Genomic DNA, 26,288 nt, shown 5'->3' with positions numbered 1-26,288 from the left:
AATCCATAGGCATATTTTCCCTGGTTTAAACGGAAAGTATGCCTTTTTTAAGGAAGGGGCTGTGTTAAAGAACATTGGTGAATTTTTGCCACTATGTTAATGGGGATGGAAAATGCGGACTCCCGTGGAAAGCGAGTGCCGTTAACTGCAATCAATAGCTACGTTTAACAGAGCTTGCCGGAAAGCGCAGGACCTTATCCTATAAAAGAGAGGAAGGATCGTATGGGGAAATCGATTATCCAAAAAATTTGGGACTCCCACCAGGTGGTGCAGGAAGAAAACAAACCTGACTTACTTTATATTGATCTGCATTATATCCATGAAGTCACTTCCCCGCAGGCCTTTGAAGGACTCCGGATCAAGGAGCGAAGTGTCCGCAGGCCGGATCGTACATTTGCAACAATGGACCATAATGTTCCTACGTATAACCGCTACTTTATCCAGGATGAAATTGCCAGAAATCAGTTGGATGCGCTGGCTAAAAACTGCAGGGATTTCGGGATCAGACTGGCTGATTTAAACAGTGAAGAACAGGGGATTGTCCATGTAATCGGACCGGAACTGGGTCTTACAAACCCGGGAATGACAATCGTCTGTGGAGACAGCCATACATCCACTCATGGTGCATTTGGTGCCCTGGCATTTGGAATTGGTACCAGTGAAGTAGAACATGTGCTGGCAACACAGACTCTCTGGCAGACGAAGCCTAAAACGCTGAAATTGCAGATTAACGGTACTCTTCAAGAAGGTGTTACGGCCAAGGATGTTATTTTATACATAATTTCCAAGTTTGGCGTAACCTTTGGTACCGGTTATGTAATCGAATATTGTGGAGCAGTTATATCCTCCATGTCTATGGAAGAACGGATGACCATCTGCAATATGTCAATCGAAGGCGGTGCACGGGCTGGTCTGGTAAGTCCGGATGAAACTACAATCTCGTATTTAAAAGGGAGAAAGTATGTATCTGCAGGAATAGAATTTGAAAAGGCGGCAAATAAATGGCGAAGTTTTGCCAGTGATGATGACGCTGAATATGATAAAATCCTTGAAATTGAAGGGGCAGATATCTCTCCAATGGTAAGCTGGGGGACAAATCCAGGCATGAGCAGTCCTGTTGATGAACAAATTCCTGTACTAGAGTCCGCGGTATCTCCTACAGATAAGAAGTCTCTTGCCTCAGCCCTTCAATATATGGGGCTAAGCGAGGGAATGGATATAGAGGCCATACCTGTTCAGCATGTGTTTATAGGTTCCTGTACCAATTCTAGAATGGAAGATTTGCGTGCGGCAGCACACTGGGTAAAAGGGAGAAGGGTCAAAGAGGGTGTAAGGGCTCTGGTTGTTCCAGGATCTCAAAATGTTAAAAAGCTTGCAGAAGCTGAAGGCCTGGATGACATCTTTAGAGATGCTGGCTTTGAATGGAGAGATTCAGGCTGCAGTATGTGCTTGAGCATGAATCCTGATGTCGTTCCCCCAGGTGAACATTGTGCCTCTACTTCAAACCGTAATTTTGAAGGAAGGCAGGGGGCTGGGGCCAGGACACATCTTGTCAGTCCTGTAATGGCCGCAGCAGCAGCGGTTTATGGGAGATTTGTAGATATCAGAAAAGAAGAGTATTCACGGGTTGAAACAGTACACTCTTAATCAAACTTGGTAGGGGGATTTTTGATGAAACCTATTACTATTGTAACAGGAAAAGCGGCAATTCTGGACCGGGTAAACGTGGATACAGATCAAATCATTCCAAAGCAATTTTTAAAAAGAATTGAACGAACGGGGTTTGGGCAATTTCTATTTTATAACTGGCGCTATGATGAACATGGGACAGAAAGGGAGGATTTTGAACTGAATCAGCCCCAGAATAAGAACGCATCCATCTTGATTGCGGGTGAAAACTTTGGCTGCGGTTCGTCAAGAGAGCATGCTCCATGGTCTCTTCTGGATTACGGGTTCAGTATCATTATCGCACCTTCTTTCGCTGACATTTTCTATCAAAACTGCTTTAAGAATGGGATTCTTCCTATTAAATTAAATCATGAAGAAGTAGAAACCTTAATGGCTGTCTGTGCTGGGGATCAGGCAATCACAGTTGATCTGCCAAACCAGCACGTGAAATCGGGAACCGGATTCAACGCTCATTTTGATATTCATCCTTATTGGAAAGAGCTTCTGGTTAACGGTTGGGATGAAATATCAATCACACTGCGCTATGGTCCCCAGATTGATGCTTTTGAAAAAGCTTCTGGAATATAGTACGAGGAGGATCCCTTCATAAGAGGGATCCCTTTTATTTTAGCTCTGTTAAACATGGCTGTTGATTTCAGCTAGCAGGGTACTCGCTTTCCGCGGGAGTCTCGCATATCCGTTCCAATCAACATCGTGCAAAAATCAACAATGACTTTTAACATAGCCTTTATTTTAGATCTATAAAAATCATTGTAGAGGTTGTCTTATATTTTGAACGGCATGGATGGATACTTGGAATCCTGCGGGAAAAGCTGGTTAAGAGACTTGAACATCTCACACCGGGCGCCCTGCAATATCTTCAAAAGGCAAATTTAAAGAGCATTCATGTTAAAATCGTGCCAAGCATTCATAGCATAATATTAATTCTTGGACCTGTAATTTTTTGTTTTTCCAAACATTACATGCTACACTGATTCACAATAAACCATAAACGTCTAAGGCGGTTTCATTTATGAGAGGAAAAAACAAAAAGGCAGAAAGGGATCGAAAGGTCATTCCTTTTCCCGGACTTGCTAAGCGGTTAATCGATCTGGGCCTGGATGCACTAAAAGACAAAGAATATAAAAATGCAGCGAAACTTTTCAATCAGGCAAGGGAACTTGACCCTGACAATCCAGAGCTTAACATTGGACTGGTGGTGTCATGGGTGGAGCTCGGAGTTTACAAGGAAGCTAAGGAACTGTGCAGAGAGCTGCTTCTAAAAGGTATCGGCGACTATTTCCAGGTTGTAAACATCTATTTAATGATCCTGCTTAACTTGAATGAACATGAGGAAATGATTCATACCATAAAGGCATTGCTGGAAGAAAAACAGGTACCTCCTGATAAAGAGGAACAGTTCTATAAAATGCTTGAATTCTGCGAACGTGCTTTAGAAGAAACCGATATCCTTGATGTAACAGCTGATCTGGATGATGATACATTAACGGGGGAACTGGACTTTTTAGCCCAAAAATCCGAACAAGAACAGCTTTTGCTGATTTCACAGCTTGCACATACGAATATACGCCCGTATTTAATGGAAGTGCAGAGTTTTCTCGGCAATCCGGATGCTCATCCTTTTTTAAAAACATTATTGCTTAACATTCTGAAAGAACAGTCGGTGCAGGAAGAAACTGAAATTCATAAGTTTGGCAGGAGTATGAAGGTAAACCCGGATCACTTGCCTGATGTGATGCACACTGAGTTCTTAATTCAAACATTGGAAGAGCTGGAGTCAAGGCTTTCACATGAAAATCCAACTCTTATGGAATTTGCCCAGAGTCTGATCGAACGCCATAATTTTGTTTTATATCCATTCGAGCCTCATGAGCAGGGCTTTAACGATTGGGCGGCAGCTTACCATTTTCTCACTGCTGAATATCAGGGTGAACCAGCAGCCATAGCGGGGCTCGCCAAGAAATATTCCGGGGACCCTGAAAACATAAATGAGATAATAAATAGAATCAGAAAGTTTGAAGAAATTTCTTATCCTATTATTTAAGCTCCTGCTGTTGAAAGAAAGATAACCTATGTTATAATATAGTGGTTGTAATCAGCCTTTTAGGCCCTAATTTAGGATGACTTGTAAAATTAAAAAGACTTTATATTCATCCAGATGTTATTAAAGTTAGTAATATAGATTTTTTGGAGGGAACTGCATGTCTGTAAAATGGGAAAAATTAGAAGGGAACCGCGGTGTTCTTACAGTTGAATTAGATTCAGCTAAAGTTACCGAAGGTCTTGACGCTGCATTTAAAAAAGTTGTAAAACAAATCAACGTTCCAGGATTCCGTAAAGGAAAAATGCCTCGCCAGATGTTTGAAAAACGTTTCGGTGTAGAATCTTTATACCAGGATGCTATTGATTATCTTCTTCCTGAAGCATACAGCAGCGCTGTTGAAGAAGCAGGCATCGATCCAATCGACCGCCCTGAAATTGATGTGGATCAGTTTGAAAAAGGAAAAGAATTCATCTTTAAAGCAACTGTTACTGTTAAGCCTGAAGTAACACTTGGCGATTACAAAGGACTTGAAGTTGAAAAGTTCGATGCTGAAGTAACAGATGAAGAAGTTGAAAATGAAATCAAATCTCTTCAGGAGCGCCAGGCTGAGCTTGTCGTTAAAGAAGAAGGACAAGCTGAAAACGGCGACACTGTTGTTATCGATTTCGAAGGTTTCGTTAACGACGAAGCTTTTGAAGGTGGAAAAGGCGATAACTATTCGCTTGAATTAGGTTCAGGTTCTTTCATCCCAGGATTTGAAGAACAATTAGTAGGTGTTGAGACTGGAGCAGAAAAGGAAGTAGAAGTCACTTTCCCAGAAGAATACCACGCTGCTGAGCTTGCTGGAAAACCAGCTGTTTTCAAAGTTACTGTTCATGAAATCAAATCTAAACAGCTTCCAGAACTAGATGATGAATTTGCTAAAGATGTAGACGACGAAGTTGAAACATTAGCTGAGTTGAGAGAAAAAACTAAAAACCGTCTTGCTGACAGCAAAAAGCATGAAGCAGAACATCATGTCCGCGATACTGTAGTGGAAAAGGCTGCTGAAAATGCTGAAGTTGAAATCCCTCAAGTGATGATCGACAGCGAAGTTGACCGCATGATGAGCGAATTTGACCAGCGCCTTCAAATGCAGGGTATGAATCTTGAAATGTACTTCCAATTCTCAGGCCAGGATGAAGAAGCTCTTCGCGGCCAAATGACTGAGGAAGCTCAAAAACGCGTACGCGTAAACTTGACGCTTGAAGCAATCAGCAAAGCTGAAAACTTTGAAGTATCTGAAGAAGAAGTAAATGAAGAACTAAGCAAAATGGCTGAAATGTACAATATGGATGTTGAAAGCATTAAACAGGCTCTTGGAAGCCTTGATGGCATTAAGTCTGACCTTAAAAACCGCAAAGCTATCGACTTCTTGGTAGAAAACAGCAAAACAGTTTAATTTTTTATACTGGCAAGGCACGACATACTCGTGCCTTGTTTTATACTATCCACTCCATACATATAATAATTTTTATACATATTGATTCATACTTATAGAAGGTTTAGAATTGATTTTTTGCCCGAATCAGTGTAGATTAATTCTAATAATGCATATACATATTACAATCTAACTATTATCGGTTTGAAATCGCCTAGTTTGGAAATGCTTGTAAAGGGCAATATACATATTAAAGTTTATTGGCTCTGGGACCATGCCAGTTTAAGGGCTAAGCATTTTTATTTCTTATTTGAATACAAAGTATGGTACTATGTACTTTACATAGAGAAAAATGCTGACAGCAAATGTAGACCCTTTTCCTGAGTATAGTTGATGCATCTGAGCTTTTTTTGAGGGATAGTATTTAAAGGGGTGAAATTTTAATGTTTAAATTTAACGATGAAAAAGGGCAGCTGAAATGCTCTTTTTGCGGCAAAACTCAAGAACAGGTTCGTAAGCTGGTTGCCGGGCCTGGAGTATATATCTGTGATGAGTGTATAGAATTATGTACGGAAATCGTGGAAGAGGAGCTTGGGACGGAAGAAGAAGTAGAATTCAAAGACGTTCCCAAACCAAGAGAGATCCGTGAAATCTTAGACGAATATGTAATTGGCCAGGAGCAGGCAAAGAAATCGCTTGCAGTTGCCGTTTACAATCATTATAAACGTATTAATTCCAACAGCAAAATTGATGATGTAGAACTTGCTAAAAGTAATATCTGCTTAATCGGGCCTACAGGAAGCGGTAAAACCCTCCTTGCTCAGACCCTGGCAAGACTATTGAATGTACCTTTTGCCATAGCTGACGCGACTTCCTTGACTGAGGCTGGTTATGTGGGTGAGGATGTCGAAAATATTCTCTTGAAGCTGATCCAGGCTGCAGACTATGATGTAGAAAAAGCCGAAAAAGGCATCATTTACATCGATGAAATCGATAAGGTTGCCAGAAAGTCTGAAAATCCATCCATTACACGTGATGTCTCTGGTGAAGGTGTTCAGCAGGCACTTCTTAAAATTCTTGAAGGTACAACTGCAAGCGTTCCGCCTCAAGGAGGGCGCAAGCATCCGCATCAAGAATTCATCCAGATTGATACGACGAATATTCTGTTCATCTGCGGCGGGGCATTCGATGGCATCGAGCCGATCATCAAACGCCGTTTAGGCCAAAAAGTAATCGGATTTGGCGGGGATCAGAAAAAAGAAGATGTCGATCAAAAGTCTCTTCTTACAAGGGTCCTTCCAGAAGATATGCTGAAGTTTGGACTTATTCCGGAATTCATCGGACGTCTTCCAGTCATTGCAACATTGGAACAGCTGGATGAAGCGGCATTAATCGAAATTCTTACCAAGCCAAAGAATGCGCTTGTTAAGCAATATCAGAAAATGCTTGAGCTCGACAATGTCGATTTAGAATTCGAGCCGGAAGCATTAAACGAAATCTCTAAGAAAGCAATCGAGCGCAAAACAGGTGCCCGTGGACTTCGTTCCATCATCGAAGGCATTATGCTTGAGGTTATGTTTGATCTGCCGTCTCGTGATGATATCGACAAGTGCATCATCACAGCAGAAACCATTACCGAAAACAAGCCGCCTAAATTGCTTCTTACAGACGGGACACTTGTAACAGGGAAAGAAAAGAAAACTTCTGCTTAATTAGAAACCTTGGTGAAAGACAAGCTCTTTCAGGGTCTAAATATCAGCTGCCGGCTTTATGTGAGCCGGCAGCTTTTTTGTTTTTTACTGTTTGGATAAGGCGCCGGCAGAGATTATAAGAATCCCGCCTAAGTTATTGGAATCCTGCAAATATCCCAAAAATCCTGCAAAAGTTTCTGGAATCCTGCAAATATCTTAAAAATCCTGCATAAGTTTCCGAAATCCTGCATATATCTCAAAAATCCTGCAAACCTTTTTCAAATCCAATTTTCCTATAAATGGGATAAGGATAAAATCCCCAAGAGAATTCAGTGAATGCCCAGGCTGGATGTGTTCCTCGCAAATAATTCCTTTCCAAACTACTTCATATTAATGATAATAGAGGAAAGAACGGTACCCGAGGAGGATTACGGTGGCAGAGCAGGAAAAGTTTTCTAAATTAAAAATCCTTAAAGATATTGCAGAAAAGTTAAATGAGGGTACCAATCTCCGCGAGGTGCTTCAGGAAGTACTGGCGATGCTTCTCCGTATTACAGAATTTAAGACTGGCTGGATTTTTTTAATAGATAAAAGCGGTAAGAATGAATTGGCAGCTTATCAGAATCTCCCTTCAGCACTAACCCAGGATCATTTAAAACCAATGTGTTCTAATAACTGCTGGTGTGTAAGTAAATTTACCAGAGGGACACTGCACAAAGCTTCAAATATCATGGAGTGTAAAAGACTGGAGGATGCCATCCTATCTAATTCCGGAGATGCTTGCGGCTTAACGCATCACGCTACGGTGCCATTAGGAGCAGGTAATGAGCAATTCGGCCTTTTGAATGTGGCTTCACCTTATAAAACTCATTTTAATGAAACGGAACTAGACCTGCTCGAATCAGTGGCCTATCAAATAGGTACGGCTGTCAAAAGAATTAAGCTGCATGAATTGGAACAGGAAGCAGCAGTTGCTGCTGAAAGGAATCGTCTTGCGAGGGATCTTCATGATTCGGTAAATCAGCTGTTATTTTCCGTTTCATTAACTGCCCGGGCCGGAAGAGAAATGTCAAAGGAGCCCCAGGTTAAAGACACTTTTCAATATATACAGGAAATGTCCCAGACGGCACTGGCTGAAATGAAAGCATTAATATGGCAGCTGCGTCCCAAAGGGCTGGAAAATGGAGTCGTTCATGCATTAACCAGCTATGGGACCCTGATTGGATTAAAAGTATATACTGAAGTTCAGGGTTTGATCACTCTTCCTTCTAGAGTTGAAGAAGCAGTCTGGAGGATTGGTCAGGAAGCTTTGAATAATTGCAAAAAACATTCCGGTCAAAATCAGGTATTTGTACGGATTCATGTAAGTACACCCACTATTCTTCTGGAAATTTGGGATGAAGGCAGAGGCTGTCTTTTACATGGGAATGAACATTTGACATCCATGGGCCTGGTAACGATGAAGGAGCGGACTGAATCATTAAATGGTATCTTTCGAATTGAGAGTAACACAGAAAAAGGGACTCGTATTATCGTAGAAATTCCTATTCAGGAGGGCAAGCATGGCTATTAAGGTATTAATCGCAGATGACCACCATGTCGTAAGAAGAGGCCTGGCGCTATTTCTGCAGACACAGGACGGAATTGAGGTGGCAGGGGAGGCAAAGGATGGCACTGAAGCCGTTGCAATGTCCATGGAGCTGCAGCCGGATATCATCTTAATGGATCTGGATATGCCGGGGGTAAATGGAATTGAGGCAACAAAACAGATTAAACAACATCAGCAAGAATCCCGTATCCTGATTCTAACGAGCTTCTCCGACCAGGATCATGTTCTGCCTGCACTCGAAGCCGGGGCTTTAGGATATCAGCTGAAGGATATAGAACCGGATGAATTAGTTCTTGTCATTAAGAAAATAGTGAACGGAGAAAATCAAATTCACCCAAAAGCAACATCCCAGCTAATCTCCGCTCTTTCGGGAAGCGGTCGCAACGAAAAGTCGCTGATCAATGAATTGACAAAAAGAGAACAGGAAGTTTTATTGGAAATTGCAAGCGGCAAGAGCAATAAAGAAATTTCATCTGCCCTCTTTATTACTGAAAAAACGGTGAAAACACATGTATCAAACATCTTGTCAAAGCTTGGGCTGGCCGATCGGACACAGGCGGCTTTATATGCGGTCAGAAATGGATTGAAAAAACCCTGAAGTCCTTTAGGCATTTTGTGAAAAACTTTGTTGTTATGGAATAAGGGGGTTGATTGGAATGTGAGGATTCTCGCTTTTTCGCGGGGCGGGCGCCTGATTCTCCCCGCTCCGACTGTGGGGTCTCACCTGATCGAAAAGCGGAAGAAGGTTATGCACCTCTCTTAATTGGATTAAATTGGAATACTCCTCAGGGAAAGTATTCATGAGATGCAGCAGGGGTGAGAATAGGAAGCGTAACAGTTGAAAGCATTTTATATGTAAAATAATCATAAGTACTGAGTTTGAATACAGAGATGCTGGTAAAGAAACAAGTGGTAAATTATTACTATTTGTTTAGGTTATACAGGTACATCCATTTCTAGTAGATGGTGAAATTTCTATAAAATGAAATAATACATAATTGCCTGATCCTAGAACCGTATTTAGGAGAATTTCATGGGACTTGGCGATGAGCTTAATCAGATATATAGTGCTATCTCGGGAAAATCAGCAGATGTGGAAGAAAAAATGGGTAGGCTTCAAAGGACAAAAGGAGGAATAGACCGGGAGCAGAAGGAAAGCCTTCATTAAATACGCCTCATTATCCAGCCTGATCTTTTGGACAAGCAGCATGGCTGACAAGTTTGATGAGACTCGTCAGGAAGCATATAGTACTCTGTCAGATATCGTACACGATGATTATGATGAAGTAAATACTTGATTCTGCAGCTTTCCCGATGAGGTAATGAAGCAGTCTCAGTCCAGAAAGGAAGATTTTTATAGCGGAAGGACACTCGAATGCCTACCTGGTCCCCATATTCCCTCATAACGGTCAGACTATAAAACACAAAATCTATTAGAAGGGTGTGTTTGATCAAGTGAAATTTCACCTCTTTTCTTCGCATGTCTCCTTTGATACAGGCTGGACTGCTACAAGACACTTTGAAGCTTAACCAAAGGGCCATTGTGCATATATCTATACTTAAGCCAGTCAGCCGCTAAACTGCAATACCTCCCTGAATAAAATTAAAGTTAAACTCTGTAAACATACAAAAATTCAGATTAAAAAAGCACCTGTCAAATTAAGCAGGTGTATTTAATTTGGCATACTCACCCTCTCCCCGTTAAATCTGTCCGGTGTACCTTAAATAAATGGTTTATTCCTTTTCAATGAGGGAGATACTAGCAATACAAATCAGCAAGGTATTTGCGGGAGGGAAAAGGATGAGTTGGACAGGAATTGCGTTGATAATCCAATTGGTTTTTGGGGTTATTATTGGGATGTATTTTTTAAATCTTCTCAAAGGTCAGCGGACCCAGAAGGTGTCAATAGACCGGGAATCAAGAAAGGAAATGGATCAGCTAAGGAAGATGAGATCCATTAAGCTTACCGAGCCTTTGGCGGAGAAAGTCAGGCCAAAAAGCTTCAGTGATATAGTCGGGCAGGAGGATGGGATTAAATCGTTGAAGGCTGCACTTTGCGGTCCCAATCCTCAGCATGTGATCATATATGGCCCTCCTGGGGTAGGTAAAACGGCAGCGGCCAGACTTGTGCTTGAAGATGCAAAAAGAAACCCCAAGTCCCCTTTTCAGTTACATTCTGTTTTTGTCGAATTAGATGCAACTACAGCCCGTTTTGATGAACGGGGAATTGCTGATCCATTGATTGGGTCTGTCCATGATCCCATTTATCAAGGAGCTGGTGCGATGGGACAGGCAGGAATCCCGCAGCCGAAGCAGGGTGCTGTTACAAATGCCCATGGAGGCGTATTATTTATTGACGAGATTGGAGAATTGCATTCAATCCAGATGAACAAGCTCTTAAAAGTTCTTGAAGATCGTAAAGTTCACTTAGAAAGTGCTTACTACCAAGAAGAAAACACCCAGATACCGGCACATATTCATGATATATTCAAAAATGGGCTGCCAGCAGATTTCCGGCTGATCGGAGCCACAACACGGACACCCAGCGAAATACCGCCGGCTATTCGGTCAAGATGCATGGAGGTTTTCTTCAGAGAATTGGATGAAGAAGAAATCTCAGCAGTTGCTAAAAATGCAGCCGACAAAGTAAGTCTCAAAATTAGTGATTATGGGTTAACCACTCTCGCTAATTATGCGCGAAATGGGCGGGAAGCTGTGAATCTTATTCAAATCGCAGCAGGACTCGCGATAACAGAAGATAGGGATTACATAAAAGATGAGGATATGGAATGGGTTATTCATTCCAGCCAGTTGTCTCCAAGGCTAGAAAAGAAGATTTTAAGTAAATCAAAGGTTGGGATCGTTAATGGTTTGGCAGTGTATGGACCAAATAGCGGGGCGCTTCTTGAGATAGAGGTTACTGTCCTTCCTGCAGTTGAAAAAGGTTCAATTAATATAACAGGAATCGTGGAAGAAGAAAGTATCGGCGGTTCAGGCAAATCGATCCGAAGAAAAAGCATGGCGAAAGGATCGATCGAGAACGTTATTACTGTTCTCCGGGCGATGGGGGTGCCCGCCGATCAATATGACATACACGTGAATTTCCCAGGCGGGGTTCCGATAGATGGACCATCAGCTGGGATTGCAATGGCGACAGCCATCTATTCATCGGTTTATAAGATAGCGATAGACCATAAGGTGGCCATGACAGGTGAAATCAGCATCCATGGCAATGTAAAAGCCATTGGCGGAGTGCTTCCTAAGATCAAAGCGGCTAAAAAAGCCGGTGCTGAAAAAGTAATCATTCCCGAAGAGAATATGCAGGGAATTCTAAAGGATGTCAAAGGAATTGAAGTGATTCCTGTGAAGCATTTATCACAGGTATTTGACATTGCCCTCTTAAAAGAGGTTATTCCTGACGATATCCTGACACATCCAGACTTGAGCAAAAAAGAAAGTGTATAGTTCCATTCGGCTGCCGGTAACATTGACGCGAACCGTGAGCGTTATGAACCGGAATGGCCGATTTTTTAATTAGTCGGTAAGAAGCAGCTTAAGGGAAATAAATCAGGGAATGTATATATATAGAAACTAGTGTTGATCCTCCCCGCATAAGCTTGGATAGAGGAAGAAAAAATACCTATTACTTATTGCGTGCTTTTCATGCCCGTTTTGGAGATAATAAAAGCACCCATCTCGAACAATAGACACATTTATTCAAATAAGATAGAATTGTAAAAAGCTGAGTTAAAAGGTAAGTTTACCTAGTAAAAGAAAACTGTAATTATACAGGAGGTGTCAGTGAAAATGGAGAATAATAACGAAATTCTCGTTCCCCTCCTTCCGCTTAGAGGATTGCTTGTATACCCTACCATGGTTCTGCATTTAGACGTAGGGCGGGATAAATCGGTCCATGCACTTGAAAAAGCAATGGTGGATGACCATTTAATCTTTTTGACAACTCAAAAGGATGTATCGATAGATGAGCCTGCGGAACAGGATATATATGAAATGGGAACGCTCACGAAAGTAAAGCAGATGCTCAAGCTTCCAAATGGTACGATCCGAGTGCTTGTGGAAGGCTTGAAAAGAGCTCGTATCCTTACGTTCTTTGATGAAGAAACACATTTTTCTGCCAAGCTCGAAACCTTTGAAGACAGCACTGAGAAGGACGTAGAGCATCAGGCTTTAATGAGATCTCTTCTTGAATATTTTGAGCAATACATAAAAATGTCCAAGAAAATTTCTTCTGAAACCTTCTCATCGGCCGCTGATATAGAAGAGCCAGGACGAATGGCAGACATCATTGCATCCAATCTTCCGTTAAAGCTGAAGGAAAAACAAGAAATCCTCGAAACGATTGATGTGAAGGAGCGTCTCGCTAAAGTCCTCGAAACCATCAATAACGAGAAGGAAGTATTGAATTTAGAGAAAAAGATCGGCCAGCGTGTGAAACGTTCCATGGAACGGACCCAAAAGGAATACTATCTGCGTGAGCAGATGAAAGCCATCCAGAAGGAATTGGGAGATAAAGAAGGCAAGACAGGAGAAGTGGCTGCACTTCAAGAGAAAATTGATCAAGCCGGAATGCCGGATCATGTCAAGGAAACGGCGGCCAAGGAATTGGACCGTTATGAGAAGATTCCTGCAAGCTCTGCAGAGAGCGCTGTAATCCGGAATTATATCGAGTGGCTTGTGTCTCTTCCTTGGACGAATTCTACAAAAGATGACTTAGACATTGCCAAAGCGGAAAAAATCCTCCACCGAGACCATTATGGACTGGAAACGGTTAAAGAGCGTGTATTAGAATATCTGGCCGTCCAGAAGCTTACGAACTCCTTAAGAGGACCTATTTTATGCCTGGCTGGACCTCCAGGGGTAGGGAAAACGAGTCTTGCCAAATCGATTGCATCCTCACTTAACCGCCACTTTGTCCGGGTGTCCCTTGGCGGAGTGAGGGATGAGTCTGAAATCCGCGGTCATAGAAGAACCTATGTAGGCGCCATGCCCGGCAGGATCATTCAGGGAATGAAAAAGGCAGGTACCGTCAATCCTGTGTTCCTGCTCGATGAGATCGATAAAATGTCGAATGACTTCAGGGGTGACCCTTCTGCAGCTATGCTGGAAGTGCTGGATCCTGAGCAAAATCATAGCTTTAGCGATCATTATATTGAAGAAACATACGATCTTTCCAAGGTCATGTTTATAGCAACGGCCAATAATCTGGCTACCATCCCGGGCCCGCTTAGAGACAGGATGGAGATTATTTCAATTGCCGGTTATACAGAGCTTGAAAAATTGAATATCGCTAAAGAGCATCTGCTGGTGAAAGAGCTGGAAGAACACGGTCTGAAGAAGTCCCAGCTTCAGGTGAAAGATGATGCATTGATGAGCATTATCAGGTATTACACCAGGGAGGCAGGAGTAAGAAGCCTTGAGCGGCAGCTTGCGACGGTCTGCAGGAAAACAGCTAAAATCATCGTTTCAGGTGAAAAGAAGAAAGTCATTGTGAGCGAAAAGAACGTGGAGGACTTCCTGGGCAAACGGAAATTCCGCTATGGGCAGGCAGAACTTGAGGATCAAGTGGGTGTAGCTACCGGTCTTGCTTACACAACGGTTGGAGGAGACACCCTTCAGATTGAGGTCAGCCTTGCTCCAGGAAAAGGAAAGCTTGTGCTTACCGGTAAGCTCGGTGATGTGATGAAGGAATCTGCGCAGGCAGCGTTCAGCTATGTACGCTCCAAAGCTAAAGGATTATCCATAGATGAAAACTTCCATGAAAAGAATGATATTCATATACACGTGCCAGAAGGGGCCGTTCCAAAAGACGGGCCTTCTGCAGGAATCACGATTGCAACGGCTCTCGTTTCTGCACTCACTGGCAGGCCGATCAAGCGCGAAGTAGGAATGACAGGAGAAATCACCTTAAGAGGGAGGGTTCTCCCGATCGGAGGCGTGAAGGAAAAAACCTTAAGTGCACACCGCGCAGGTTTGACTAAGATCATTCTTCCAGCGGATAATGAAAAAGACATCGATGATATCCCTGAAAGTGTCCGAAATCAACTGGAATTCGTACTTGTTTCCCATGTTGACCAGGTTCTGAAGCATGCACTGGCAGGTGAAAAGTAAATGAATATTACCTCCTCAGAAATCGTCATCAGTGCTGTTAGGCCAGCTCAATATCCGGAGGGAGATCTGCCAGAGTTTGCACTCGCCGGCAGATCGAATGTTGGCAAATCGTCTTTTATTAATAAAATGATAAACCGGAAGGCCCTTGCAAGAATTTCTTCAAAGCCTGGTAAAACGCAGACTTTGAACTTTTATCTGTTAAACGAAGCTCTTCATTTTGTGGATGTTCCGGGATATGGCTATGCGAAGGTTTCCAAGTCAGAACGGGAAGCCTGGGGTAAAATGATTGAAACATACATTACAACAAGAGAACAGCTCAGAGCAGTTCTGCTGATTGTTGATCTGCGTCATCCCCCAACCAGTGATGATGTGATGATGTATAACTTTCTCAAGCATTATGAAATCCCATGCGTAGTCATTGCCACCAAGGCCGATAAGATCCCTAAAGGGAAATGGCAGAAGCATTTAAAAGTTACGAAGCAAACACTGGATTTCGATCCAGACGATAACATCGTTTTGTTTTCTTCAGAAACAGGTCTGGGAAAAGAAGAGGCCTGGACAATATTAGAAAGCATGATGTAAATGGAAAGGGCGGCTTAAGATGTCTGTTTTGACATGAAGCCGCCCTTTTTCTAAGATTTTAGAACTGATCTAAATTACCGTGTCAGCTTCTTAGAACCGGTATGGGTATAAAAAGAGCTGCAAACATTTATGCCTTATCCTGCTTTTGCCAATTATGCTTATGTTTATGGCATTTTCACCCATTATGCTTTTAGTCTTCGCCTATGTAAAAGGCTATGTTAACAAACTGCAGCTTTATTCAATCGGGCATAGTTTTATAACAAAAGAGGCTAATTGCCCTGAAGAATATTGCTGCTTATTTTCATAATTTGTGTATAGACAGACATAATCTGCATTTGTATGGGAAATAGAAAGGTATTACTTTCTTTTTTTCTGAAGCATAAAAAATAGACCTGATCCAATCAATAAAAACGGCCAGAATTTCCAGGCAGTCGCTGCGCTCGACTCAAGCAGACCCATCCACGATGTGATCCTGTCATAAAAAAGCAGCAAAACAGCTATGAGCAGCAACAATACTCCCTGAATCATCCCGGACTTTGTCTCCCTCGCTCGAAGGATAAAGCCAAGCCCGATAATAAGAATAAAGATGCCGATATGATCCGGCCATATTTTTAGTTTTGTGACAATATGAAAATGAATGCCGAATCCCGTGAGAGTGACACCCGGCAGGATTGCCTCATAATCTCTTGCTCCATACGCCTGTACAAGAAAAGCGATCCCTACAATCATGAGCAGCGTTGGCCAGGTAAAGAAGCCCTGGAAAGGTTCGATATTAGATTGTTCAAGAAAGAAATATAGTCCGAATCCCATTAGTATAAACCCGGGAAATAACGATTGAGATTTCATGGTTCCCCCCCTTATTCATAAGTCTATAAATGATAATAGAAAACTTAAAAGAGCAGGCAAAAACAAACAGGCAAAGTTTTCATCATCTGTTCATAATTATATCGCGATAAAGCTTTTAATACATGCTATAATGTTTATTGTTAATAATAATTATAAATACGTAAATTTTTTGGGGGTGCAAGTGGATCATGCATATTTTAGCAGTCGGCCTTAACTTTAGAACTGCCCCTGTCGAGATAAGAGAAAGACTTTCCTTCAATGAATCGGAGCTTGATTCGGCGATGAAAGCCCTTAAAACTAAAAAAAGCATATTAGAAAATGTAATTATTTCTACATGCAACAGAACTGAAATATATGCTGTAGTCGACCAGATCCATACTGGCCGTTACTATATAAAAGAATTCTTATCCGAATGGTTTAATATAGAGAAAGAAGAGTTTTCTCCTTTCTTGTTTATTTATGAGCAGGAAGGGGCCATCGAGCATTTATTTAAAGTTGCATGCGGACTTGATTCCATGGTGCTTGGGGAAACCCAGATTCTTGGACAAGTACGGTCAAGCTTTTTGCTCGCACAGGAGGAACAAACAGTCGGTTCTATTTTTAACCGTTTATTTAAACAAGCCCTGACATTGGCTAAAAGGGCGCATGCTGAGACCGAAATTAATACGAATGCTGTTTCTGTAAGCTATGCTGCGGTGGAGCTGGCCAAGAAAATATTTGGATCTCTTAAGGACAAACATGTATTGATTCTTGGTGCCGGCAAGATGGGTGAATTAGCGATTCAGAACCTGCACGGAAGCGGAGCCACAAAAATCACGGTTATCAACCGTACCTTTGAAAAGGCGGTATCGCTAGCCGGGCGTTTCAATGGAGAGGCTAAACAGCTGCAGGAGCTTCAGTGTGCCCTGGTGGAAGCGGACATCCTTATCAGCTCTACGGGCGCAAAGGATTTTGTGATTTCTAAGGATACAATGGAACAGGTAACAAAAATGCGTAAAGGCCGCCCTATATTTATGGTGGATATTGCTGTACCTAGGGATTTAGAGCCTGCCATAGCAGATTTCGAAAATGTCTTCCTTTATGATATTGATGACCTGGAAGGAATTGTGCAAGCAAACCTTCAAGAAAGAAAAGCGGCAGCTGAAACCATCATGCTCATGATTGAAGAGGAAATATCCGGCTTCAATCAATGGATCAATATGCTTGGAGTAGTCCCGGTTATTTCTTCTCTAAGAGAAAAAGCACTGGCTATTCAGTCCGAAACAATGGAAAGCATCCAGAGAAAGCTTCCTGACCTGTCGGAGAGGGAAGTGAAACTTCTTAATAAGCATACAAAGAGCATCATCAACCAGATGTTAAAGGATCCAATTTCTTATGCTAAGGAACTCGCAGGCAGCCAGAACTCTTCTGAAGCTCTCGACAGTTTCGTGAAAATTTTTAACATTGGTGATGAAGTAAAGAAACATACGGACAGAGATGTAAGCAGGGGACATTCAAAAGAGCTTAAACCGATAACGGTTCAAGGGTAAGTGAGGGAATTCCATGCTTGAATTATCCATGACCAGGCTTCACGAGGCCACCGTTGTTATATATGCTTTGAGCGTGCTCTTATATTTTATAGATTTCCTTAATAATAACCGGAAGGCAAACAGAATTGCCTTCTGGTTACTTGCATTTGTTTGGCTCCTTCAAACCATTTTTTTATGCCTTTATGTGGTCAAAACTGGCAGATTCCCTGTTTTAACGATTTTTGAGGGATTATATTTTTATGCATGGGTATTAATTACACTCTCTTTAGGAATTAATAGGCTATTGAGAATTGATTTTACCGTTTTTTTTACCAATGTATTAGGGTTCATCGTGATGGCTGTCCACACATTTGCCCCTGTACAGGTAGAATCACACGCACTTGCCGAGAGATTAGTATCTGAGCTTCTGCTGATTCATATAACAATGGCCATCCTTTCTTATGGAGCTTTTACTCTTTCATTCGTTTTCTCGCTTCTCTATTTAATTCAGTATGATTTATTGAAACGGAAAAAATGGGGAAAAAGGCTGACCCGTCTAGGGGATTTATCCAAGCTTGAAAAAACATCGTATATTCTAAATGTAATAGGGGTCCCATTGCTGCTGCTTTCATTGATTCTAGGACTGCAGTGGGCTAATATTAAACTCCCGGCCATTCCCTGGGCTGACCCAAAAATTATCGGCTCTTTCATAGTATTAATTGCCTACAGCATTTACTTATATCGCAAGGTTAGAAGACAGGTATACGGCAGGACTCTTGCATTCTGGAACCTGGGTTCCTTTTTGATCGTTCTTGTTAACTTTTTATTATTCGGCAGTTTATCAGGATTCCATTTTTGGTATTCGTAACAGGAGGCTTTTATGAGAAAAATTATTGTAGGATCTAGACGGAGCAAATTGGCTCTGACACAAACAAACTGGGTAATCAATCAGCTGAAAAGCCTGGGGGTTCCATACGAATTTGAAGTTAAGGAAATTGTAACAAAGGGTGACCAGATTCTTGATGTAACACTGTCGAAAGTAGGCGGTAAAGGGCTTTTCGTCAAGGAAATTGAGCAGGCATTGCTCGATAAAGAAATAGATATGGCTGTACATAGTATGAAGGATATGCCTGCAGTCCTGCCAGAAGGATTAACGATAGGCTGTGTTCCTCCCCGTGAAGACCATAGGGATGCTCTCATTTCCAAAGGTAATATCAATCTTAAAGATCTGCCATCTGGTGCCGTGATAGGTACAAGCAGTCTCCGCCGGAGCGCCCAGCTGCTTGCAAGCCGGCCTGATCTTGAGATTAAGTGGATCAGAGGAAACATTGATACCCGACTTCAAAAGCTGAAGGATGAAGAGTACGATGCTATCATCCTTGCTGCGGCTGGGCTTGCCAGGATGGGCTGGAAGTCTGAGGTTGTAACTGAATATCTAGAACCTGATCTTTGTCTTCCTGCTGTCGGGCAGGGGGCGCTCTCTATTGAATGCCGTGAGGATGATACCGAGCTGTTAGAAGGACTAGCGAAACTGAACTGTGCGGTAACCGAAAACACGGTAAAAGCTGAACGGGCATTTTTGGATAAGATGGAAGGTGGCTGCCAGGTGCCTATCGCCGGGTATGCAGTAGAATCCTCAGGCCAGATTTCATTAACTGCACTTGTGGCAAAGCCAGATGGCTCTGTCATCTTGAAAGAGACTCTTACAGGGAACGATCCTGCTGCAATCGGTATTGAAGCAGCTGCCCTCTTAGCGGCAAAAGGCGGAAAAGACCTGATAGACGCTGTAAAGAAGGAACTAGACCAGAGCTGATGTCAGCCGGATTCGATAAACCGCTTGCCGGAATAAAGGTTTTAATAACAAGAGCAGAAGGCCAGGCTGACCCGCTTATTAAAAGTGTTGAAAGACTGGGAGGTATTCCTGTTTCTATTCCGATGATCTCTTTTAAGAAGACCGGAAAATCTTTACCGGACGGCAAGTATGATTGGATCATCTTTACCAGTGCAAATGCTTTTAAGTTTGCTTGTTTAACCAAAGAACGGCTAGCTGCACTTGGACATCCTAAAATTGCAGCCATTGGCGAAAAAACAAAGGAAGCCATCGAGAGATTGGGATTCAGGATTGATTTTATTCCTGAAAGTTTTATTGCGGAGGCTTTTGTCCGGGAATTTACCGGCAGATTAAAACAGCAGGAGAAGGTTCTCCTGCCAAAAGGAAATCTTGCACGGAATATAATCTATGAGACCCTGACAAGCGAGGGCCATATATGTACCGAAATCATTATGTATGAAAACAAAATGCCTCCTTCAAGTGAAAGCGGGTTAATTGAATTCTTTGAAACGAATAAAGCGGATGTACTTACGTTCACCAGCGCCTCAACGGCAGCAAATTTTATGAAAATCGTCCGTAAAAATAACCTTGAAGAAGCGATCCAGGAAAGTGTTGTGGCCTGTATCGGCCCCGCCGCAAAAAATAAAGCGGAAGCATTGGGGCTGACTGTCCAAATATGCCCGGATACTTACACGGTTGACGGCATGTTACAGGCTATTATTGCTTTTTACAAAAATGATATGAGCAGGAGGAAGCTATAATGAATGAATTACAATTTAACAGGCACCGCCGCCTGCGTACAAGTAAAAATATGAGAGCGTTAGTGAGAGAGACCTTTCTTCGTACTGAAGATTTTATTTATCCCATTTTTGTAGTTGAAGGCACGAATGTTAAGAATGAAATCTCTTCAATGCCGGGTGTATATCAGATTTCCCTTGATGTTCTTGAAGCTGAAATGAACGAAGTGGTCAGCCTTGGCATTAAATCTGTCATCTTATTCGGTGTACCTGAGGAAGATCATAAGGACGAATGCGGCACAGGTGCTTATTCACATAATGGAATTGTTCAGGAAGCAACCCGTGTTGTAAAAAAGAGCCATCCAGAGATCATCGTTGTTGCGGATACCTGCTTATGTGAATATACAAGCCATGGACATTGCGGTATAGTGGAAAATGGAAAAATCTTGAACGATGAATCATTGGAGCTTCTTGCAAAAACGGCTGTAAGCCAGGCAGAAGCCGGCGCGGATATTATTGCACCTTCCAATATGATGGATGGATTTGTCGCGGCTATCCGCGCTGGACTTGATGAAGCTGGCTACACGGATATACCCGTAATGTCTTATGCTGTAAAATATTCTTCTGCCTATTACGGGCCTTTTAGGGATGCTGCAAACAGCGCTCCTCAATTTGGTGATAGAAAGACCTATCAAATGGATCCGGCTAACCGTCTTGAAGCAATCCGTGAAGCAGAATCTGATGTGGAAGAGGGAGCTGACTTCTTGATTGTCAAGCCATCTCTAAGCTATCTGGATATCATGCGAGATGTGAAAAATAACTTTAATCTGCCGGTTGTTGCTTATAATGTGAGCGGTGAGTACTCCATGATCAAAGCTGCGGCGATCAACGGCTGGATTGATGAGAAAAGTATCGTCATGGAGACATTGACCAGCATGAAACGTGCGGGTGCCGATTTAATTATTACTTACTTTGCAAAAGATGCAGCCAGATGGATAAAAGAAGAACAATAAAACAAACCAATCACTCTCGAACGGGGGAATAGCGATGCGTTCATATGAAAAATCCAGAGAGGCCTTTAAAGCAGCGAAGGAAATGATGCCGGGCGGCGTAAACAGTCCGGTCCGTGCATTTAAATCAGTAGATATGGATCCAATTTTCATGGAAAAAGGAAAAGGATCTAAAATCTATGATTTAGACGGCAACGAATATATTGATTATGTTCTGTCATGGGGACCTCTCATTCTTGGGCATACGAATGAAAGAGTTGTGGAGGCCATTAAAAAGGTGGCAGAGACGGGCACAAGCTTTGGCGCGCCGACCCTTTTAGAAAACAAGCTCGCAGATCTTGTTATTGAGAGAGTTCCATCTATCGAGGTCATCAGAATGGTTTCCTCAGGAACGGAAGCCACGATGAGTGCCATCCGCCTTGCAAGAGGATATACAAGCAGAAATAAGATTCTGAAGTTTGAAGGCAGTTACCATGGCCATGGAGACTCCCTATTAATCAAAGCTGGATCTGGTGTGGCGACGCTTGGACTGCCAGACAGCCCAGGTGTGCCTGAAAGTGTCGCCAAAAACACCATTACTGTTCCTTACAATGATCTTGACAGTGTGAAGCTTGCATTCGAACAGTATGGAGACGATCTTGCAGGAATAATTGTTGAACCTGTGGCGGGCAATATGGGGGTCGTTCCTCCTGTTGAAGGCTTCCTTCAAGGCCTGCGTGAGATTACTGAACAATATGGCGCACTTCTAATCTTTGATGAAGTTATGACTGGGTTCCGGGTTGGCTATAACTGTGCCCAAGGGTACTATGGTATTACTCCTGATCTAACCTGTCTGGGTAAAGTAATCGGCGGCGGTCTGCCTGTAGGGGCTTACGGCGGGAAAGCCGAAATTATGAACCAGATTGCTCCAAGCGGGCCTATCTATCAAGCAGGAACATTATCTGGTAATCCTCTTGCCATGACAGCAGGCTACGAGACACTGAGCCAGCTGACTCCTGAGGATTATAAAGAGTTCAACCGCAAAGGTGATCTGCTGGAGGAAGGCATCAGCAAGGCTGCCCAAAAATACAACATACCAGTAACATTTAATCGTGCCGGCTCTATGATTGGTTTCTTTTTTACTAATGAGACCGTCATCAACTATGAAAAGGCCAAAACTTCTAACCTGGAGTTCTTTGCTTCCTATTACCGTGAAATGGCTGAGCAGGGTGTATTCCTTCCTCCGTCACAATTCGAGGGATTATTCTTATCGACCGCTCATACCGATGGGGATATACAGCATACGATACAGGCAGCTGAAAAAGCTTTTTCTGCATTGAATAAATAATTTTTGGGGCGGAAAATATTTCTTAAAAAAGCAGTCGATTTCCTTATGGAATCGACTGTTTTTTTGTTTTTTGACTAAAAGAAAACCGGTGAGATTTCAAATTATTCCAATTAAATATTGTGAAGTAATCAGAAAAATGTCATAATTCAATCATATTCTATAAATTACATATATCCCCAAGAGAAAGGAGTTATGTCCTTGAACAAACCAATCATAGAAGTGAAAGAGCTGAAAACCAGCTTTCGGACGGATGAAGCCGAAGTACCTGTAGTCAACGGAATTAGTTTTCACATTAATCCTGGGGAGATCCTCGGTATAGTGGGAGAATCCGGATGCGGGAAAAGCGTTACATCCTTATCGATCATGGGCCTTGTTCCTTCACCCTCCGGAAAGGTTGAAGGAGAGATTCTTTTTAAGGGAGAAAACCTTGCTGATGCCCCGGAATCCCGAATGAGAAAGATTCGCGGGAATGACATTGCAATGATTTTTCAGGAACCGATGACCAGCTTAAATCCAGTGTTTACAATTGGCGAGCAGTTAATCGAATCTATAAGAATACATAGAAAATGGAATAAAAAAATGGCTGAAGCCAGGGCTGTAGAGATGCTTAGGCTTGTCGGCCTGCCAAGAGCCGAGGACCTGATCAGGGAATATCCCCACCAGCTCTCAGGAGGAATGAGACAGCGTGTTATGATAGCCATGGCTATGATCTGCGACCCGGCACTATTAATAGCTGATGAACCAACAACCGCACTCGATGTAACGATACAGGCACAAATTCTGGAGCTAATGAAGAAATTAAATAAAGAAACAGAGACAGCCATCATGATGATCACCCATGATCTGGGTGTAGTGGCTGAAATTTGTGAACGTGTTGCAGTGATGTATTCAGGGCGAATTGTGGAAGAAGCAGATGTCAGAACTATTTTCCAGGATCCAAAACATCCCTATACGATCGGGCTGATTCAATCTGTACCTGATATGAGGGATAAAAAAGAACGATTATACTCCATACCCGGCAATGTACCAAAGCCCGGGGCTGCCCAGCCCGGCTGCCCATTTGCACCCCGCTGTGCCCATGCGATGGACAAGTGCGTAACCAAAACTCCTTCGCTGAAAAGTTTAAGCGATGGCCAGAAAGTCAGGTGCTGGCTGTATGAGGATGGAAAAGGAGTAAAGCTGAATGACACAGCCATTAGTTAAGGTAGAAAACTTAAAGAAACACTTCCCGATCAGAGGAGGACTTCTGGGCAAAACAATTGGTGAAGTAAAAGCTGTTGATGGAATTTCATTTTTTATCAATAAAGGTGAGACGCTTGGACTTGTAGGTGAAAGCGGCTGCGGGAAATCTACAACCGGCCGGATGCTGCTTAGGCTGTTAGACCCGAGTGAAGGGAAAATATTTTTTGAGGGAACAGATATCACGGAGCTGCCGGCTGCTGATATGAGAAAGATGCGGCGTGAAATGCAGATGGTTTTTCAGGATCCATATGCATCGCTAAACCCAAGGCATACTGTAAGGAAAATACTCGAGGAACCATTAATCGTTCATGGTGTGAAGGATAAGGCTGAACGGAAAAAACGGGTCAATGAATTACTTGAGATTGTAGGTCTCAGCAGCTATCATTCCAATCGTTACCCACATCAGTTCAGCGGCGGTCAGAGGCAGAGAATCGGGATTGCCCGTGCGCTGGCAGTAAACCCCAAATTAATCATTGCAGATGAGCCAGTCTCGGCTCTCGACGTTTCTATACAATCACAGGTCCTGAATCTTTTGCAGGATTTGCAGAAAGAATTCGACCTGACATACCTTTTTATCGCTCATGACTTGGGAGTAGTCCGGCATATCAGCGACCGAGTGGGTGTGATGTATCTCGGCCATATTGTAGAGCTTGCAGATAGTGAAGACATTTACAGCAGCCCTAAGCACCCATATACACAAGCGTTATTATCGGCGGTCCCTATACCTGATGTCGAGCATAAAAAAGAAAGAATCATCCTGCAAGGGGATGTGCCGAGTCCAGCAAACCCGCCAAAAGGCTGTCCGTTCCATACAAGGTGCCCTAAGGTGATGGATATATGCAGCTCTTCAAGGCCGATTTTCAAACAAGTTAGTCCCGGTCATTATACAGCCTGTCATTTATATGAATGACAGTAAGTATATATATTAAGTACCATCATTTCAAAGGGGGATAAGAAATATGAAAAAGAGTTTATGGTATGTATTTGCCTGTCTGCTTGCTTTTTCACTTGTACTGTCCGGCTGTAGTTCTTCAAACAGCGGCAGCGGTGAAAAAGGCGGCAGCGGTGAAAAAGAGTACACCCTTATTTATGGACGGGGCGGCGATTCGACAGCTCTTGACCCGGCTGTGACAACAGAGGGAGAATCCTTTATTGTTACGGAACAGATTTTTGAAAATCTAGTAACCTATGGGAAAGATAATACTGAAATAGAACCATCACTTGCAAAATCCTGGGAAATTTCACCGGATGCCCTGACTTATACTTTTACCTTAAATGAAGGAATTAAGTTCCATGATGGAACGGACTTTAATGCAGAAGCGGTTGTAAAAAACTTTCAGCGCTGGGCAAAAAGCAAAGATGAGGCAAAATTTGCTTACTATCCTTCTATGTTTGGCGGATTTGAAGGTGATGAAGGCCACGTAATTAAAGAAGTAAAAGCGGTTGATGAAAAAACTGTTGAATTTACTCTGACACGCCCTCAAGCTCCATTCTTGAAAAATCTGGCGATGAGCCCTTTTGCTATTGCAAGCCCAACTGCATTTGAAAAAGATGGGGACAATTTCACAAAAAATCCTGTTGGTACAGGTCCTTTTAAATTCAAATCTTGGAAAAAGAATGACACGATTGAAGTGGTAAAGAACGATAAATACTGGAAAAAGGGACTGCCTAAGCTTGCTGGTGTTAAGTTTAAGGTCATAAAGGATAACTCAGCCCGCTTAAATGCAGTGATTAAAGGTGAAATTGACTTGATGGATGGCTTAAATCCAAGTGATATGCCTAAAGTTAAAGAGGACAGCAAACTGCAGTTATTTGAGCGTCCGTCTATGAACGTCGGCTATTTCGGATTTAATACAGAGAAAGAACCGTTTAATAAGAAAGAGGTCCGCCAGGCAATCAGCCATTTAATCAACAAGCAGGATATCATTACAAACTTCTTTGAAGGTACAGCAGAGCCGGCTAAAAATCCAATGCCGCCTTCAGTCAGCGGATACAATGACGACATTCAGGATTATGAATATAGCGTAGAAAAGGCAAAAGAACTGCTGAAGAAAGCAGGACTGGAAAAAGGGTTTAAAATGGACCTGTGGGCTATGCCAGTACCACGTCCATATATGCCTTCCGGTCAAAAAGTTGCTGAAGCTATACAGGCAAGCCTTAAACAAGTGAATATCGATGCAAAGATTGTGACGTTTGAGTGGGGAACATATCTTGAGAAGGTTCAAGCAGGTGAAGCACCAACATTTATGCTTGGCTGGACAGGAGATAATGGAGATGCCGATAACTTCCTTTATACATTACTTGATAAAGATACGATTGGATCAAATAACTATGCCCGTTACAGCAATGAGAAAGTTCATAAATTGCTGGTAGAAGCGCAGTCTACTGCAGATGAGAATAAACGTAATGAATTGTACCAACAGGCACAAGTCCTTATCCATGAAGATGCTCCTTGGGTTCCGCTTGTTCATTCTAAGCCGCAGCTGGCTGGTTCGAGCAGCATTAAGGGATTTGTTCCGCATCCAACTGGGTCTCAATCCTTCGTAGACGTTTCTGTAGACTAATTAAGTGGATCAGGGAGTATGGATCTCTTCATACTCCCTGATCTTATGATGTTTTAGG

General features: G+C 42.5%; 21 protein-coding genes. 20 read left to right on the top strand and 1 reads right to left on the bottom strand.

The annotated features are described in order from the left end of the window. The first annotated feature begins 222 nt into the window (after positions 1–222). The 11 genes from leuC to yihA all read left to right on the top strand — a co-directional run bounded on the left by leuC (position 223) and on the right by yihA (position 15,165). A complete protein-coding gene (gene leuC / locus CUU66_RS09125) occupies positions 223–1,647 on the top strand; it encodes a 3-isopropylmalate dehydratase large subunit (protein ID WP_101641378.1) in 1,425 nt (474 codons plus the stop codon). Between the two features lie 24 nt (positions 1,648–1,671). Next, the gene (gene leuD, locus CUU66_RS09120; protein ID WP_101641377.1) at positions 1,672–2,256 is read left to right on the top strand and encodes a 3-isopropylmalate dehydratase small subunit; all 585 of its coding nucleotides are present in this window, start codon (positions 1,672–1,674) and stop codon (positions 2,254–2,256) included. 445 nt (positions 2,257–2,701) lie between these two features. Continuing rightward, a complete protein-coding gene (locus CUU66_RS09115; RefSeq protein WP_101641376.1) occupies positions 2,702–3,733 on the top strand; it encodes a tetratricopeptide repeat protein in 1,032 nt (343 codons plus the stop codon). 157 nt (positions 3,734–3,890) lie between these two features. After that, positions 3,891–5,174 (top strand): trigger factor, encoded by a 1,284-nt coding sequence (gene tig, locus CUU66_RS09110; RefSeq protein ID WP_101641375.1) that lies wholly within the window; start codon positions 3,891–3,893, stop codon positions 5,172–5,174. Positions 5,175–5,596: 422 nt separating this feature from the next. Further along, positions 5,597–6,865, top strand: coding sequence for an ATP-dependent protease ATP-binding subunit ClpX (clpX, locus tag CUU66_RS09105; protein WP_101641374.1), 1,269 nt, complete (start codon positions 5,597–5,599; stop codon positions 6,863–6,865). 412 nt (positions 6,866–7,277) lie between these two features. Next, entirely contained in the window at positions 7,278–8,417 is a 1,140-nt protein-coding gene (locus CUU66_RS09100; protein ID WP_101641373.1) for a GAF domain-containing sensor histidine kinase, read from the top strand. Then, on the top strand, positions 8,407–9,051 hold the full coding sequence (locus CUU66_RS09095; protein WP_101641372.1) for a response regulator: 645 nt from the start codon (positions 8,407–8,409) through the stop codon (positions 9,049–9,051). Before CUU66_RS09100 ends, CUU66_RS09095 begins: the two co-directional genes overlap by 11 nt. A 435-nt stretch (positions 9,052–9,486) precedes the next feature. Then, a complete protein-coding gene (locus CUU66_RS24780; protein WP_257967941.1) occupies positions 9,487–9,621 on the top strand; it encodes a hypothetical protein in 135 nt (44 codons plus the stop codon). A gap of 633 nt (positions 9,622–10,254) precedes the next feature. Then, positions 10,255–11,919, top strand: a complete 1,665-nt coding sequence (gene lonB / locus CUU66_RS09090; protein ID WP_101641371.1) for an ATP-dependent protease LonB — start codon at positions 10,255–10,257, stop codon at positions 11,917–11,919. 342 nt (positions 11,920–12,261) lie between these two features. Continuing rightward, positions 12,262–14,583 (top strand): endopeptidase La, encoded by a 2,322-nt coding sequence (gene lon / locus CUU66_RS09085; RefSeq protein ID WP_101641370.1) that lies wholly within the window; start codon positions 12,262–12,264, stop codon positions 14,581–14,583. Then, positions 14,584–15,165 (top strand): ribosome biogenesis GTP-binding protein YihA/YsxC, encoded by a 582-nt coding sequence (yihA, locus tag CUU66_RS09080; RefSeq protein ID WP_101641369.1) that lies wholly within the window; start codon positions 14,584–14,586, stop codon positions 15,163–15,165. It abuts the gene before it with no gap. A 357-nt stretch (positions 15,166–15,522) separates the two neighbouring features. Here the strand turns inward: yihA and CUU66_RS09075 are convergent, their stop codons facing one another. After that, a complete protein-coding gene (locus tag CUU66_RS09075; RefSeq protein WP_101641368.1) occupies positions 15,523–16,011 on the bottom strand; it encodes a LiaF transmembrane domain-containing protein in 489 nt (162 codons plus the stop codon). 188 nt (positions 16,012–16,199) lie between these two features. Here CUU66_RS09075 and hemA point away from each other — a divergent pair, with 188 nt between their 5' ends. From hemA to CUU66_RS09030, 9 genes are all read left to right on the top strand, one after another. Further along, entirely contained in the window at positions 16,200–17,540 is a 1,341-nt protein-coding gene (gene hemA / locus CUU66_RS09070; protein ID WP_101641367.1) for a glutamyl-tRNA reductase, read from the top strand. A 13-nt stretch (positions 17,541–17,553) separates the two neighbouring features. After that, on the top strand, positions 17,554–18,387 hold the full coding sequence (locus CUU66_RS09065; protein WP_101641366.1) for a cytochrome C assembly family protein: 834 nt from the start codon (positions 17,554–17,556) through the stop codon (positions 18,385–18,387). A 12-nt stretch (positions 18,388–18,399) separates the two neighbouring features. Then, positions 18,400–19,332 (top strand): hydroxymethylbilane synthase, encoded by a 933-nt coding sequence (hemC, locus tag CUU66_RS09060; RefSeq protein WP_101641365.1) that lies wholly within the window; start codon positions 18,400–18,402, stop codon positions 19,330–19,332. Beyond that, on the top strand, positions 19,332–20,111 hold the full coding sequence (locus tag CUU66_RS09055) for a uroporphyrinogen-III synthase (RefSeq protein WP_101641364.1): 780 nt from the start codon (positions 19,332–19,334) through the stop codon (positions 20,109–20,111). Before hemC ends, CUU66_RS09055 begins: the two co-directional genes overlap by 1 nt. Continuing rightward, positions 20,111–21,100: a porphobilinogen synthase gene (gene hemB / locus CUU66_RS09050; protein ID WP_101641363.1), complete on the top strand. Its 990-nt coding sequence runs from the start codon at positions 20,111–20,113 to the stop codon at positions 21,098–21,100. Before CUU66_RS09055 ends, hemB begins: the two co-directional genes overlap by 1 nt. Positions 21,101–21,134: 34 nt before the next feature. Continuing rightward, on the top strand, positions 21,135–22,424 hold the full coding sequence (gene hemL / locus CUU66_RS09045) for a glutamate-1-semialdehyde 2,1-aminomutase (RefSeq protein ID WP_101641362.1): 1,290 nt from the start codon (positions 21,135–21,137) through the stop codon (positions 22,422–22,424). Positions 22,425–22,616: 192 nt separating this feature from the next. Further along, positions 22,617–23,627 (top strand): ABC transporter ATP-binding protein, encoded by a 1,011-nt coding sequence (locus CUU66_RS09040; protein WP_101641361.1) that lies wholly within the window; start codon positions 22,617–22,619, stop codon positions 23,625–23,627. After that, positions 23,608–24,576: an ABC transporter ATP-binding protein gene (locus tag CUU66_RS09035; RefSeq protein ID WP_101641360.1), complete on the top strand. Its 969-nt coding sequence runs from the start codon at positions 23,608–23,610 to the stop codon at positions 24,574–24,576. Before CUU66_RS09040 ends, CUU66_RS09035 begins: the two co-directional genes overlap by 20 nt. Positions 24,577–24,625: 49 nt before the next feature. Continuing rightward, on the top strand, positions 24,626–26,230 hold the full coding sequence (locus tag CUU66_RS09030) for an ABC transporter substrate-binding protein (RefSeq protein WP_101641359.1): 1,605 nt from the start codon (positions 24,626–24,628) through the stop codon (positions 26,228–26,230). The last annotated feature ends 58 nt before the right edge of the window (positions 26,231–26,288 follow it).

The sequence above is a fragment of the Peribacillus deserti genome, assembly GCF_002863585.1.
Taxonomy (GTDB): domain Bacteria; phylum Bacillota; class Bacilli; order Bacillales; family DSM-1321; genus Paraperibacillus; species Paraperibacillus deserti_A.
Note: the sequence above shows the minus strand (reverse complement) of the source record. Positions and strands in the feature narration are given on the sequence as shown.

What these genes read in the sequence shown, in the direction of transcription:
- clpX (WP_101641374.1), top strand. Translation starts at nt 5,597, where the DNA reads ATGTTTAAATTTAACGATGAAAAAGGGCAGCTGAAATGCTCTTTTTGC.
- hemA (WP_101641367.1), top strand. Translation starts at nt 16,200, where the DNA reads ATGCATATTTTAGCAGTCGGCCTTAACTTTAGAACTGCCCCTGTCGAG.
- hemB (WP_101641363.1), top strand. Translation starts at nt 20,111, where the DNA reads ATGAATGAATTACAATTTAACAGGCACCGCCGCCTGCGTACAAGTAAA.
- yihA (WP_101641369.1), top strand. Translation starts at nt 14,584, where the DNA reads ATGAATATTACCTCCTCAGAAATCGTCATCAGTGCTGTTAGGCCAGCT.
- CUU66_RS09095 (WP_101641372.1), top strand. Translation starts at nt 8,407, where the DNA reads ATGGCTATTAAGGTATTAATCGCAGATGACCACCATGTCGTAAGAAGA.
- CUU66_RS09065 (WP_101641366.1), top strand. Translation starts at nt 17,554, where the DNA reads ATGCTTGAATTATCCATGACCAGGCTTCACGAGGCCACCGTTGTTATA.
- CUU66_RS09055 (WP_101641364.1), top strand. Translation starts at nt 19,332, where the DNA reads ATGTCAGCCGGATTCGATAAACCGCTTGCCGGAATAAAGGTTTTAATA.
- leuC (WP_101641378.1), top strand. Translation starts at nt 223, where the DNA reads ATGGGGAAATCGATTATCCAAAAAATTTGGGACTCCCACCAGGTGGTG.
- lonB (WP_101641371.1), top strand. Translation starts at nt 10,255, where the DNA reads ATGAGTTGGACAGGAATTGCGTTGATAATCCAATTGGTTTTTGGGGTT.
- CUU66_RS24780 (WP_257967941.1), top strand. Translation starts at nt 9,487, where the DNA reads ATGGGACTTGGCGATGAGCTTAATCAGATATATAGTGCTATCTCGGGA.
- leuD (WP_101641377.1), top strand. Translation starts at nt 1,672, where the DNA reads ATGAAACCTATTACTATTGTAACAGGAAAAGCGGCAATTCTGGACCGG.
- tig (WP_101641375.1), top strand. Translation starts at nt 3,891, where the DNA reads ATGTCTGTAAAATGGGAAAAATTAGAAGGGAACCGCGGTGTTCTTACA.
- hemC (WP_101641365.1), top strand. Translation starts at nt 18,400, where the DNA reads ATGAGAAAAATTATTGTAGGATCTAGACGGAGCAAATTGGCTCTGACA.
- CUU66_RS09030 (WP_101641359.1), top strand. Translation starts at nt 24,626, where the DNA reads ATGAAAAAGAGTTTATGGTATGTATTTGCCTGTCTGCTTGCTTTTTCA.
- CUU66_RS09035 (WP_101641360.1), top strand. Translation starts at nt 23,608, where the DNA reads ATGACACAGCCATTAGTTAAGGTAGAAAACTTAAAGAAACACTTCCCG.
- CUU66_RS09040 (WP_101641361.1), top strand. Translation starts at nt 22,617, where the DNA reads ATGTCCTTGAACAAACCAATCATAGAAGTGAAAGAGCTGAAAACCAGC.
- hemL (WP_101641362.1), top strand. Translation starts at nt 21,135, where the DNA reads ATGCGTTCATATGAAAAATCCAGAGAGGCCTTTAAAGCAGCGAAGGAA.
- CUU66_RS09115 (WP_101641376.1), top strand. Translation starts at nt 2,702, where the DNA reads ATGAGAGGAAAAAACAAAAAGGCAGAAAGGGATCGAAAGGTCATTCCT.
- CUU66_RS09075 (WP_101641368.1), bottom strand. Translation starts at nt 16,011, where the DNA reads ATGAAATCTCAATCGTTATTTCCCGGGTTTATACTAATGGGATTCGGA.
- lon (WP_101641370.1), top strand. Translation starts at nt 12,262, where the DNA reads ATGGAGAATAATAACGAAATTCTCGTTCCCCTCCTTCCGCTTAGAGGA.